Raw genomic sequence first — 11,138 nt, 5'->3', positions numbered from 1 at the left:
GCGTCAACGTCAGCAACAAGGAAATGCTGACCAAGATCTACGAGTACGCCCTGCACCGCCAGCCCGACAACGACGGTTTCGCCTGGTGGCTCGACGTGCTCGACAACAAGAAGGCCAGCCTGGGCACCGTGCTGTATGGCTTCAGCGAAAGCAAGGAAAACTACGCCCAGGTGATTGGCTCCATGCAGCACGGCATCGATTACCTGGCCTATCAAGGCTAGCAAATTGCAAGTGTAGTATTACGCACAGTCCCATACGGGGCGACGCCTGCCGTCGCCCCGCACATGCGCTCCCGGCCGCGATTGCCTATATACTGGTAAATCGTTTTCCAGCCGCCTTAAGGAGCAGTCATGCGCATTGCGAACCTGAAGATCGGGACCCGCCTGGGATTATGTTTCGCCATTGTCTTTGCCCTGATGACGATGCTTATCGCCATCGGCAGCCAGCGGCTGTCCAGTATCGGCGACTTAAGCTCCACCATCATCGACAAGGACTGGGTCAAGGCCGACGCCGCCGCGACCATCAGTGCCACCACGCGCGCCAACGCGGCCCTGGTGCTGCAGCTGCTGGTCGTGACCGATGCCGCGCAGGTGGCCGACCTGCGCAAGCAGGTCGACGCCAACAAAACCATCATCACCGAGGCCCTCGCCACGCTCGATAAGCTGGTCTACCTGCCAGCCGGGCGGGAATTGCTGACCCAGGTCACGACCGACCGTGTCGCTTACGTGCAGTCGTTCACTGGCGTGCTCAAGCTGCTCGGCGAAGGCCAGCGCGAACAGGCCACCCAGCGCGCCATGTCGGAGACCATGCCGCGCCTGGCCAAACTGCAGGCCACGGTGGAAAAACTGGCCGACCTGCAGGACTCCATCGTCGCCACCAACGGCGCCCAGATCAAGCAGCACATCGGCTCCGCGCACACGATGATGATCGCCCTCGGCGCCACGGCACTGCTGCTGGGGGGCGCCTGCGCGCTGTGGGTGACGCGTTCCATCACGCAGCCGATCAACTACGCGCTGCAGGTGGCGCGCGCGGTGGCGGCCGGGGACCTGACCAGCCAGATCAAGGCCAGCACCCAGGATGAGACAGGCCAGCTGCTGCAAGCGCTGCGTGAGATGAACGATTCGCTGTCGCAGATCGTGGGCCAGGTGCGCAATGGCACGGTGGCGATCGCGTCCGCCTCCAACGAAATCGCCACCGGCAATATGGACCTGTCGGCGCGCACCGAAACCCAGGCGTCGGCATTGGAAGAAACCGCCTCGTCGATGGAGGAACTCACCTCCACCGTGCAGGCCAATGCCGAGAACGCGCAGGAGGCCGACAAGCTGGCCAACTCCGCCTCCTCCGTCGCGCAGCGCGGCGGCGAGGTGGTATCGCAAGTCGTGTCGACCATGGGCTCGATCAACGAATCCTCGCGCAAGGTGGTGGACATTATCTCGGTCATCGACAGCATCGCCTTCCAGACCAACATCCTGGCCCTGAACGCCGCCGTGGAAGCGGCACGCGCCGGCGAGCAGGGGCGCGGTTTCGCCGTGGTGGCGAGCGAAGTGCGCAACCTGGCGGCGCGCTCGGCCAGCGCGGCGAAAGAGATCAAGGAGCTGATTTCCAACTCCGTCGACCAGGTCGACGCCGGCGCCCGCCTGGTGGCCCAGGCCGGCACCACCATGGATGAAGTGGTGGCCTCGGTGCAGCGCGTGACCAGGATCGTCGCCGAGATATCGGTGGCCACCCGCGAGCAGACCGACGGCATCGAGCAGATGAATATGGCGATTATCCAGATGGACCAGGGCACACAGCAGAATGCCGCACTGGTCGAGCAGGCCGCCGCCGCTGCCGCCGCCATGAGCGACCAGGCGGGCGAACTGGAGCGCCTGGTGGCCCGCTTCCGCCTGCCCGGCGACCAGGTCAGCGCCCCCGCCCCCAGCGCCGCCCGCCACACCACCCGCCCCGCTTTACGCCAACCGGAAAGGCTGGTGGCCTGATCCTTGAAAAAAATGGGGACGAAAAAATGGGGACGTACCCCATTTTTTCGCGCAGCGAAAAATGGGGTACGTCCCCATTTTTTCTAGCGTGCGAGGCGGATGCCGGTGAACTGCCAGCGGGCGCTGGCGGGGAAGAAATTGCGGTAGCTGGGGCGTGAGTGGCCGGCCGGGGTGGCCAGGCTGGCGCCGCGCAGCACGTATTGGTTGACCATGAACTTGCCGTTGTACTCGCCAATCGCGCCCGCCGCCGGGCGGAAGCCGGGGTATGGCGCGTAACTGCTGCTGGTCCATTGCCAGCAGTGGCCGAACATCTGCTGCAGCCGGTGCGTGCGGGCGGCGTATTCCCATTCGGCTTCCGTCGGCAGGCGCGCGCCGGCCCAATGGGCGTAGGCGTCGGCTTCGTATAGCGAAATGTGGGTCACCGGCGCGGCAGGGTCGAGCGCCTGGCGGCCGTGCAGGGTGAAGGCGTCCCAGCCGCTTGCCGTGGCGGCGTTGCGCGCCCAGTACAGCGGCGCTTCGATGCCTTGCGCCCGAATCCAGTCCCAGCCCTCGGCCAGCCACAGGCCCGGGTCGGCATAGCCGCCGGCTGCGATAAAGGCCAGGTACTCGCCATTCGTCACCAGGCGCGAGGCAAGCTCGAACGGCGCCACATACGCCTTGTGGCGCGGCAGCTCGTTGTCGAAGCAGAAGCCGTCGCCCTGGTGGCCGATGTCGCACAGGCCGCCTTCGCAGCGCTGCCAGTCCAGCGCACCGGCCTGGCCTGGCTGGGACGCAGCTGGCGGCGGCAGGTAGGCCGGCGCCAGCGGGTTCTGCGCCATCAGGTGCTTGACGTCGGTGAGGATCAGCTCCTGGTGCTGCTGCTCATGCTGCAGGCCCAGCTCCAGCAGCGCGGCCAGCGCGGCATCGTTGCCGCGGCGCGCCACCAGGGCTGCCATGCGGGCGTCGACATTGGCGCGGTAGGCGCGCACTTCGGCCAGCGCAGGCCGCGTCAGCAGGCCGCGCTGCGGCCGCGGGTGCTTGTCGCCGACGCCGTTGTAGTAGGAGTTGAACAGCACGCGGAACGCCGGGTGGAACGGCTGGAAGCCGGCCTCGAAGCGTTCCAGGATAAAGGTCTCGAAGAACCAGGTGGTGTGCGCCAGGTGCCATTTGACCGGGCTGGCGTCCGGCATCGACTGCGCGCCGCAATCCTCGTCCGACAGCGGCGCGGCCAGCTCCAGCGTCGCCGCCCGCACTTGCAGGTAGCGCTCGGTCCAGGGACAGGCATCACGCATAGGCCGCTGCGGCGTGCATCACCGCGAACCAGTGTGCATCGTCGGTCCAGGTGCCATCGACGCGGAAGCCGGCGTCGGCCAGCAAGCGGGTGAAACCGGCCACGGTGTACTTGTAGCTGTTCTCCGTGTGGATGCGCTCTCCCTGCGCAAACGAGCGTTCGCCGCCCTGCCATTGCACGCTGAGCGCGCAGCGCGCTTCCAGGTGCATCTCGATGCGGCTTTCGGCATCGTTGAAGAAGGCCACGTGGCGCCATTGCAGCGGGTCGAAGTTGGCGCCGGCCAGGTGGTTCAGGTGGCGCAGCAGATTCAGGTTGAAGGCGGCCGTCACGCCGATCGCATCGTCATAGGCGGCATCCAGCACGGCCGGGTCTTTCACCAGGTCGACGCCGATCAGCAGGCCGCCATCGGCGCCGACGTTCTCGCGCACCTGGCGCAGGAAGGCCACCGCCTCATGCGGCGTGAAATTGCCGATCGACGAACCGGGGTAGAAAAACTGGCGCCGCGCCGCCGGCACCGAGGGCGGCAGCAACAGCGGCTGCGCCAGGTCCGTCACCAGCGGCGTGATGGCAATCGCCGGGAAGCGCTGGCGCAGCTGGCTCACCGCCTGCTGCAGGAAATCGCTGGAAATATCGACGGGAACATACTGGCGCGGCTGCAGCAGCGGGAACAGGCTGGCGGCCTTGGCACAGTTGCCGGCGCCCAAATCGACCAAGGTGGCGCCTGGTCCCAACCGCTGCGCCATCTCTGCGCCGTGGCGGGCAAAGATGGCCGCTTCGGTGCGGGTCGGATAATACTCGGGCAATTCGCAGATGGCCTCAAACAGGTGCGAGCCCAGGCTGTCGTAAAAATATTTGGGGGAAGTGGTGGCCTGCGGCGCCAGCAATCCGGCGCTGATGTCGGCAATGGTGGCCGCATCGCCATGGGCAACTCCGGCTGGCTTGCTGCTGGTTTGCTGTGCGACCATGTGGATCGCTGCCGTGCGTGACAAGGTCATGGCTGAGGCTCCAGGGACATTTTTGCTATCATAGCCGAATATCCAAGACCAGGTACCGTGCCCTCCCGTGAGGCGTGCGGCTCGTCATTAACGTAATAATAAGGATCCTTCATGGCCATCTTCTCCCTCCGCACCGCCCTGTTTGCTGCCGGTGTGTTCTTCGCCGCAGCCGGCGCACAAGCCCAGCAAGTCCTGCGCGTCTCCGCCATTCCCGATGAGGCGCCGACCGAGCTGCAGCGCAAATTCAAACCGCTGGGCGAGTACCTGGAGAAGAAACTGGCGATGAAAGTCGAGTTCACCCCGGTGACCGACTACGCCGCTTCGGTGGAAGGCTTGGTGAACGGCAAGCTGGACATGGTCTGGTTCGGCGGCTTCACCTTCGTGCAGGCCAACCATATGAGCAAAGGCAAGGTGGTGCCGCTGGTGCAGCGCGTGGAAGACGAGAAATTCCGCTCCGTCTTCGTCACCACCAACAAGTCGATCAACTCGCTGGCCGACCTGAAAGGCAAGACCCTGAGCTTCGGTTCCGAATCCTCTACCTCGGGCCACCTGATGCCGCGCTCCTTCCTGCTGGCCGCCAAGATCGACCCGGATACCGACCTGAAACGCATTTCCTTCTCCGGCGCGCATGACGCCACCGTCGCGGCCGTGGCCGGCGGCAAGGTCGATGCCGGCGCGCTCAATATCTCGGTATGGGAAAAGCTGAACGAGCAGAAAAAAGTCGACCCAGCCGTGGTGCGCGTGTTCTACACCACCCCGGCCTACTACGACTACAACTGGACCGTGCGCGCCGATATGCCGGACGCGCTGAAGAAGAAGATCACCGATGCCTTCCTGGCGCTGGACAGCAGCAACCCTGAAGGCAAGGCGATCCTGGACCTGCAGCGCGCGTCGAAGTTCATCCCGACCAAGGCTGCCAACTACACCAATATCGAAGCAGCAGCCAAGAACGCCGGCCTGCTGAAATAAGCATGTCCTCTGCCTGTTACGACCTGCAAGGCCTCGCCGTCCGCCACGTGGGCGGCACGCGCGGCCTTGCGCTGCAGGACATTTCGCTGCAATTCGAACCTGGCGAGCAGGTCGCCCTGATCGGCCCTTCCGGCGCCGGCAAGACCACCCTGCTGGCCACCCTGGCCTGCGCGCACCGCCCGGACAGCGGCAAGTTCCAGGCATTCGGCACCGATCCCTGGCAGCTCACCGATGCCGGCCGCCACGCCATGCGCAAGCGCCTGTTCCTGGCGCCGCAAACGCCGCCGCTGCCGCCGCGCCAGCGCGTGGTGACGGCGGTGCTGGCGGCGCGCCTGCCGCACTGGAGCCTGGGCCAGGCCCTGCTCTCGCTGTTCAAGCCGGCCGACCCGGAAGCCGCCTTCCGCGCCCTGGCACGCTTCAACCTGGGCGACAAGCTGTATGCGCGCGTCGACCGCCTGTCCGGCGGCGAGCGCCAGCGCTGCGGCCTGGCGCGCCTGCTGCTGTCGTCGGCGCAAGCGCTGCTGGTGGACGAGCCTTTGTCCGCGCTCGACCCGGCCCTGTCGCAACTGACCCTGAACACCCTGCAGCAGGAAGCGCGCGAGCGCAATGCCCTGCTGGTGTGCAGCCTGCACCAGGTGGACCTGGCGCTGGCCCACTTCCCGCGCATCGTGGCGCTGAAGCATGGCCGCGTCGCCTTCGACCTGCCGCGCGAACAGGTCACGCAAGCCATGGTTGACGAACTCTATCTCGGCGAACTGCCGCCCGCCAATTCGCCGCAGCAGCAGGAAATGGCTGCCAAGCTGGCAGTCGGGGCCTGCCTGTAAGCGATGCATAACGTTCCTTCCGTTCCCTTTTCGCCCCAGCACCCGGACCCGGCGTGGCGCCAGCGCGTGACCATGATCGTGGTCGGCCTGTTGCTGCTGTGGCCTTTGGCCGTAGCGACCGAGTTCTATCCCTGGATCCTGTTCGACCTGCAAAGCCTGCAGGCCACCTGGCGCTTCCTGGCCGACTTCCTTAATCCCGCGCACGACACGGAGTTCCTCGCCATGGTGGCGCGCGAAGCGTGGAAGACGGTGGCCATCGCCACCTGCGGCCTGACGCTGGCCCTGCTGGGGGCGATTCCCGCCACCCTGCTGGTCACCGAACGCCTTTCGATCTCGCGCGTCGGCACCGGCCGCATTGCGCCCTTCCCGCGCCTGGTGCGCCAGCTGGTGCGCTGGCTGCTGGTGGTGCTGCGCAGCGTGCCGGAGCTGGTGTGGGCCCTGCTGTTCGTGCGCATCTTCAGCCTGGGCCCGACGGCTGGCGTGCTGGCCATCGCCCTCACCTACTGCGGCATGCTGGGCAAGGTGTACGCGGAAATCCTGGAATCGACCGACCACCACGCCAGCGACGTTCTGCTGCAGAACGGCAGCGGGCGCCTGGCCGCGCTGCTGTACGGCGCGCTGCCCGAAGCGGCGTCGGAGCTGGTGTCCTACACCGTCTACCGCTGGGAATGCGCGATCCGCGGCTCGGTGGTGATGGGCTTTGTCGGCGCCGGCGGCCTGGGCCAGCGCATGGAGGAATCGACCAAGATGCTGGCCGGCGGCGAAGTATCCACCATGCTGATCGTGTTCGTGCTGCTGGTGGCCGCCGCCGACCTGGTCTCCAAATACCTGCGCCGGAGGCTGGGATGAACCACATGCCATCGCCGCCGCCGCGCAACTGGTCCGGCTGGCTGTTCGCCGCCGCCCTGGCGACGCTGGTCGGCGCCAGCTTCGCCACGCTCTCGCTCAAGCTGGGCGAGCTGTTCACACTTGAGGCCATGACCAGCATGGGCAAGTTCCTGGCCGGCTTCACGCCGCCGGAAATGGCCAGCGGCTTCCTGCGCAAGACCGCCGTCGCCACCATCGAGACGCTGGCCATGTCGGCCCTGGGCACCCTGCTGGCCGTGGCCGGCGGCCTGCTGCTGGCCATTCCCGGCGCCGGGCGCTTCGGCCGGGCGCCGCGCGCCGCCGTGCGCGGCCTGCTCAACGTGCTGCGCTCGATCCCGGAACTGGTCTGGGCCTCGATCCTGCTGGTGGCGGCCGGGCTGGGTCCCTTCGCCGGCACCATGGCCCTGGCGGCGCACACGGCCGGCGTGCTGGGGCGCCTGTTCGCCGACGCGCTGGAAAACGCGCCGCCGCTGCCGGAGCACAGCCTGCGCCTGAACGGCGCCACGCCGATGGCGGCCTTCTTCTACGCCACCTTGCCGCAAACCCTGCCGCAGATGCTGTCCTACACGCTGTACCGCTGGGAGAACAATATCCGCGCCGCCGCCGTGCTGGGCGTGGTGGGCGCTGGCGGCCTCGGGCAAATGCTGAAATACCACTTGTCGCTGTTCCAGATGGACCGGGCGGCGACGGTGATCGTGGCCATGCTGCTGCTGGTGGCGCTGGTCGATGCGCTGAGCTTCGCGCTGCGCCGCGCACTGACCAGGTAAGCCATGCTGGAACTGCGCAACCTTAGCAAGAGTTACTCCAGCGAGCGGCGCGTGCTGGACCGCCTGAGCTGGACCTTCGCCCCCGGCGAGTTCGTCGCCATCATGGGCGACTCCGGCGTCGGCAAATCGACATTGCTGAATTTGATCGCCGGCCTGGACCAGCCCGACCCGGGCGCCGAACCCGCCATCATTGTCGACGGCACGCCGCTCGCGGCGCTCGATGACGACGCCGCCACCCGCCTGCGCCGCGCCCGCATGGGCTTCATCTTCCAGGCCTTCCACGTCCTGCCCCATCTTACTCTACGGCAAAACGTCGCCCTGCCCCTGCTGCTGAACGGCCTGCCGCAGGGGCGCGAACTGGCCATGCTGGAGGCGGTTGGCCTGGCTGGACGCGGCGACGATTATCCGCACCAGCTTTCCGGCGGTGAAATGCAACGGGTGGCAATTGCCCGTGCCCTGGTGCATCGCCCGGCCCTCGTGCTGGCCGATGAGCCGACCGGCAACCTCGATCCCGATACGGCCAATGCCGTACTGCAACTGTTGCGCCAGGAACTCAAATCCAGCGGCGCGACTGCCATCATGGTGACCCATTCGCCCGCCGCTGCAGCCAAAGCGGACAAAGTGCTGCGACTCACCAAACATGGACTACAAGATACAACACTCGTCAACCCTGCCGCGCAATAAATCTCATTATTTCTCACACAAATTCTTGGCTTTTTTTGTAACCGGAGTATTATTTAATTAACTTGCTTGGTTACTAATAGACCTTCAAGCCTGCTTTTTCTATCCACGTAGTTAACAACGTTAGGGAGGAGCAAATGAGCGTTAGGCAGAAAAAACTGGAATTGATCGAGGCAATGAACCGGGCCCGCGCCCTGGAACCATCGAGCTTCGTACCGAACAAGCTGCTCGACACGCTAATCGAGAAGATGCACCTGAAGAACGATGCGGAGCTCTGTCGGGTGCTGGAGGTGCAACCGCCTATCATCAGCAAGATCCGCCACCGCAAGCTGGCAGTAGGGGCTACCATCCTGCTGCGCATGCACGAAAAGTCCGAGCTCTCTATCCGGGAGCTAAAAGAGCTGTCGAATGCCTCAGTACACTGAGCGCAGCTAAGCTGAGATGCCAGGCGCCGGCATCGCATTCACCGGCGCCGATTCACCGCTTCACTCCTGCAGCCTTTCCTGCAGCCGTTTCAGGGTCGCCCTAAAAATCGCCGGCCTGTCGAACGCGCGAGCCAGGACCAGCGCTCCCTGAATTCCCCCCACCACTTCCTCCGCCAGCGCAGTCGCCTGCTTGCCTTTACGGCCGCAGCGCACCAGTGCCGCCGCCAGCGCCTCGATCCACTCGGCAAAGTAGTCGCGCACCGCATCGGCGAAGCGATCGCGCTCGCTGCCAAGCGCGAAAACGCCGACCAGGCACACGCGCTGCCCGGACAGGAAGTAGCTTTCCACCTGCGCGAACATATCCGCCACGCCAGCTGCCGCGTCCGCGCTTTCGCGCAGCGGCTCGAACACGTGCAGGCGGAACCACTGCTCGATTTCCGCCAGCACGGCAGCGGCCATCTCCTCTTTCCCGCCCGGGAAGAAGTGGTAGATGCTGCCTTTGCCAAGCCGGGTGCCTTCGCTGATGCGCGCCAGGCTGGCGCCTTCAAAGCCGTAGGTGCGGAAAACCTCCGCCAGCAGGGGGAGAACGTCTTCCCGTTCCGCGACAACGCGTGCCATGTCAGAACCCCAGCTCAGTCAGGCCTGGATGGTCGTCCGGGCGCGGGCCACTGCGGTCCCAGAAGAACTTGCGCTCCTCTGCCTTGATCGGATGCTCGTTGATGCTGGCGTGGCGGTGGTGCATCAGGCCATTGGCGTCGAACTCCCAGTTCTCGTTGCCGTAGGCGCGGTACCACTGGCCCGAATCGTCGTGGTATTCGTACGCGAAACGCACGCCGATGCGGTTGCCGTCATGCGCCCACAGCTCCTTGATCAGGCGGTAATCGAGTTCGCGCGTCCATTTGCGCTGCAGGAAGGCGACGATGGCGACGCGCCCCTGGACGAACTCGCCGCGGTTGCGCCACCAGCTGTCTTCGGTATAGGCCAGGGCTACTTTCTCGGGGTCGCGGGTGTTCCAGCCGTTTTCGGCCAGGCGCACTTTTTCCATGGCGCTGTCGCGGGTGAAGGGTGGTACAGGTGGTCGTACAGACATGATTGATCCTTTCAAATGTACCGATCGGACTACAATTTACCGATCGGTACAGAAAGGATAGCACGTTTTTTAAACGTTGTAGTGGCGCGCGTAGCGGTTATCCAGGTTTGCCAGCGGCATCATCACGAACAGGTCGGCGCTTTCGAAATCAGGATCCCAGGCCGGCGCGCCGCAGATCCACGCGCCGGAGCGCAGGTAGCCTTTCAGCAAGGCCGGCACCTGGGCGCTGCGCGCCGCTTCCACCTTCTCGACCGGGAACGGCAGGTGCGGCGTGACGCGGTATTCCATCGGCGCCAAGTGTTTCTGGCGCAGCTGTTCGTAGACGGCGACGGCATTGTGGCCGCCGTCGGCCAGGCTGATGCTGGCGCAGCCAATCAGGTATTCGCACTGGTGGCGGCGCATGTATTCGGCCAGGCCGGACCACAGCAGCATGATCACGCTGCCGCCACGGTAATCGGGATGGATGCAGGCGCGGCCCGCTTCCACCATGCGGCTGCGCAGGTGCTTCAGGCGGCCCAGGTCGAACTCGTTTTCCGAGTAGTGGCGGCCCAGCTTGCGGGCGCCGGCGGGGTTCAGCAGGCGGTAGGTGCCGACCACTTTCAGGGTGGCGGTGTCGCGCACGATCAGGTGGTCGCAGGCGGTGTCGAATTCGTCGCTGTCCAGGCCATCCGGGGTGGCCAGGGCGCTCAGGCCCTGGTTTTCGATGAAGACTTTATAGCGCAGGCGTTGCACCTCGCGCACCTCTTCCGGGGTGGCTGCCATGCTCAGGACCAGGCGCGGCGTTGCGACGCGTTGCTCGGCGGTTGCAATCAAGGTTTGCATGCTTCGTCCTTTCTTGTAGTGACGAAGCCAGTGTGGCCTTGTATTGCTTCACGAACATGACAGCTTTATGTCAACTGCGTGACAAATCAGTCCTTCTTCGGGCGGCCGGTTTTCAGCTGCGGCAGGGAGGACAAGACTTGCTTCAAAGTAGCCATGTCGAGGCGGCTGATCAGCGCCACGCCAATGCGCAGCAGTTCCGATTTTTTCACTTCGATGCCGTTTTTCAGGCAGGTTTTCTTGACCTGGCCCAGCACCGCATACTCGCTTTCCGGCATGGTGAAGCTGTCGCGCACCAGTTTTTCCTTGTGCGGCTTGGCCGGCTTGTCGGCCTTTGCCGGCTTGGCGGCCGGTGCCGGGGCTGGCGCCGGCTTGGCGGCGGCGCGCTTGACTGCCGGCTTGGCGGCTGGCTTGGCGGCTGGCTTGGCGGCTGGCTTGGCGGCAGGCTTCGC

The 11,138-nt window shown here is 65.3% G+C and carries 13 protein-coding genes and 1 pseudogene; 8 read left to right on the top strand and 6 right to left on the bottom strand.

Translation table 11 applies throughout. The annotated features are described in order from the left end of the window. Both ACE3TQ_RS26380 and ACE3TQ_RS26375 read left to right on the top strand, forming a co-directional pair. Positions 1 to 221: DUF4214 domain-containing protein (locus ACE3TQ_RS26380; RefSeq protein WP_374586655.1), on the top strand; the 221-nt coding region annotated here is incomplete at its 5' end. 129 nt (positions 222 to 350) lie between these two features. After that, positions 351 to 1,979: a methyl-accepting chemotaxis protein gene (locus ACE3TQ_RS26375; protein WP_374586653.1), complete on the top strand. Its 1,629-nt coding sequence runs from the start codon at positions 351 to 353 to the stop codon at positions 1,977 to 1,979. 83 nt (positions 1,980 to 2,062) lie between these two features. On the opposite strand, the gene egtB is transcribed toward ACE3TQ_RS26375, so the two are convergent. Both egtB and egtD read right to left on the bottom strand, forming a co-directional pair. Continuing rightward, positions 2,063 to 3,250 (bottom strand): ergothioneine biosynthesis protein EgtB, encoded by a 1,188-nt coding sequence (egtB, locus tag ACE3TQ_RS26370; protein ID WP_374586651.1) that lies wholly within the window; start codon positions 3,248 to 3,250, stop codon positions 2,063 to 2,065. Further along, the gene (egtD, locus tag ACE3TQ_RS26365) at positions 3,243 to 4,244 is read right to left on the bottom strand and encodes an L-histidine N(alpha)-methyltransferase (RefSeq protein WP_374586649.1); all 1,002 of its coding nucleotides are present in this window, start codon (positions 4,242 to 4,244) and stop codon (positions 3,243 to 3,245) included. The genes egtB and egtD overlap by 8 nt, the downstream gene beginning before the upstream one ends. Before the next feature lie 111 nt (positions 4,245 to 4,355). Between egtD and ACE3TQ_RS26360 the strand changes: the two genes are divergently transcribed. From ACE3TQ_RS26360 to ACE3TQ_RS26335, 6 genes are all read left to right on the top strand, one after another. Then, complete coding sequence (locus ACE3TQ_RS26360; protein ID WP_374586647.1) at positions 4,356 to 5,213, top strand: putative selenate ABC transporter substrate-binding protein; 858 nt, start codon at positions 4,356 to 4,358, stop codon at positions 5,211 to 5,213. A 2-nt stretch (positions 5,214 to 5,215) separates the two neighbouring features. After that, positions 5,216 to 6,037 (top strand): phosphonate ABC transporter ATP-binding protein, encoded by an 822-nt coding sequence (locus ACE3TQ_RS26355; RefSeq protein WP_374586645.1) that lies wholly within the window; start codon positions 5,216 to 5,218, stop codon positions 6,035 to 6,037. A gap of 3 nt (positions 6,038 to 6,040) precedes the next feature. Then, positions 6,041 to 6,886: a PhnE/PtxC family ABC transporter permease gene (locus ACE3TQ_RS26350; protein ID WP_374586643.1), complete on the top strand. Its 846-nt coding sequence runs from the start codon at positions 6,041 to 6,043 to the stop codon at positions 6,884 to 6,886. Continuing rightward, positions 6,883 to 7,671, top strand: coding sequence for a phosphonate ABC transporter, permease protein PhnE (phnE, locus tag ACE3TQ_RS26345; RefSeq protein ID WP_374586641.1), 789 nt, complete (start codon positions 6,883 to 6,885; stop codon positions 7,669 to 7,671). Before ACE3TQ_RS26350 ends, phnE begins: the two co-directional genes overlap by 4 nt. Before the next feature lie 3 nt (positions 7,672 to 7,674). Then, positions 7,675 to 8,355 carry an ABC transporter ATP-binding protein gene (locus ACE3TQ_RS26340; protein WP_374586639.1) on the top strand — a complete coding sequence of 227 codons (681 nt, stop codon included), beginning with the start codon at positions 7,675 to 7,677 and terminating at the stop codon, positions 8,353 to 8,355. A gap of 134 nt (positions 8,356 to 8,489) precedes the next feature. Then, positions 8,490 to 8,777, top strand: a complete 288-nt coding sequence (locus tag ACE3TQ_RS26335; RefSeq protein ID WP_055934583.1) for a hypothetical protein — start codon at positions 8,490 to 8,492, stop codon at positions 8,775 to 8,777. A 60-nt stretch (positions 8,778 to 8,837) separates the two neighbouring features. Here ACE3TQ_RS26335 and ACE3TQ_RS26330 read toward each other — a convergent pair whose 3' ends face one another. The 4 genes and pseudogenes from ACE3TQ_RS26330 to ACE3TQ_RS26315 all read right to left on the bottom strand — a co-directional run. Beyond that, positions 8,838 to 9,395 (bottom strand): TetR/AcrR family transcriptional regulator, encoded by a 558-nt coding sequence (locus tag ACE3TQ_RS26330; protein WP_374586636.1) that lies wholly within the window; start codon positions 9,393 to 9,395, stop codon positions 8,838 to 8,840. Between the two features lies 1 nt (position 9,396). Further along, positions 9,397 to 9,867 (bottom strand): DUF1348 family protein, encoded by a 471-nt coding sequence (locus tag ACE3TQ_RS26325; RefSeq protein ID WP_374586634.1) that lies wholly within the window; start codon positions 9,865 to 9,867, stop codon positions 9,397 to 9,399. Between the two features lie 69 nt (positions 9,868 to 9,936). Beyond that, complete coding sequence (locus ACE3TQ_RS26320; RefSeq protein ID WP_374586632.1) at positions 9,937 to 10,689, bottom strand: GNAT family N-acetyltransferase; 753 nt, start codon at positions 10,687 to 10,689, stop codon at positions 9,937 to 9,939. An 86-nt stretch (positions 10,690 to 10,775) separates the two neighbouring features. Then, positions 10,776 to 11,138: pseudogene (locus ACE3TQ_RS26315) on the bottom strand (hypothetical protein); the annotation flags it as partial.

Source organism: Pseudoduganella sp. (assembly GCF_041914865.1).
Lineage (GTDB): Bacteria > Pseudomonadota > Gammaproteobacteria > Burkholderiales > Burkholderiaceae_D > Rugamonas.
The sequence above is the reverse complement of the archived record's forward strand: the minus strand, read 5'-3'. Positions and strand labels throughout refer to the sequence as shown.

Coding starts and splice junctions, on each gene's coding strand:
- phnE (WP_374586641.1), top strand. CDS start 6,883: ATGAACCACATGCCATCGCCGCCGCCGCGCAACTGGTCCGGCTGGCTG.
- ACE3TQ_RS26375 (WP_374586653.1), top strand. CDS start 351: ATGCGCATTGCGAACCTGAAGATCGGGACCCGCCTGGGATTATGTTTC.
- ACE3TQ_RS26355 (WP_374586645.1), top strand. CDS start 5,216: ATGTCCTCTGCCTGTTACGACCTGCAAGGCCTCGCCGTCCGCCACGTG.
- ACE3TQ_RS26320 (WP_374586632.1), bottom strand. CDS start 10,689: ATGCAAACCTTGATTGCAACCGCCGAGCAACGCGTCGCAACGCCGCGC.
- ACE3TQ_RS26330 (WP_374586636.1), bottom strand. CDS start 9,395: ATGGCACGCGTTGTCGCGGAACGGGAAGACGTTCTCCCCCTGCTGGCG.
- ACE3TQ_RS26340 (WP_374586639.1), top strand. CDS start 7,675: ATGCTGGAACTGCGCAACCTTAGCAAGAGTTACTCCAGCGAGCGGCGC.
- egtD (WP_374586649.1), bottom strand. CDS start 4,244: ATGACCTTGTCACGCACGGCAGCGATCCACATGGTCGCACAGCAAACC.
- ACE3TQ_RS26360 (WP_374586647.1), top strand. CDS start 4,356: ATGGCCATCTTCTCCCTCCGCACCGCCCTGTTTGCTGCCGGTGTGTTC.
- ACE3TQ_RS26335 (WP_055934583.1), top strand. CDS start 8,490: ATGAGCGTTAGGCAGAAAAAACTGGAATTGATCGAGGCAATGAACCGG.
- egtB (WP_374586651.1), bottom strand. CDS start 3,250: ATGCGTGATGCCTGTCCCTGGACCGAGCGCTACCTGCAAGTGCGGGCG.
- ACE3TQ_RS26350 (WP_374586643.1), top strand. CDS start 6,041: ATGCATAACGTTCCTTCCGTTCCCTTTTCGCCCCAGCACCCGGACCCG.
- ACE3TQ_RS26325 (WP_374586634.1), bottom strand. CDS start 9,867: ATGTCTGTACGACCACCTGTACCACCCTTCACCCGCGACAGCGCCATG.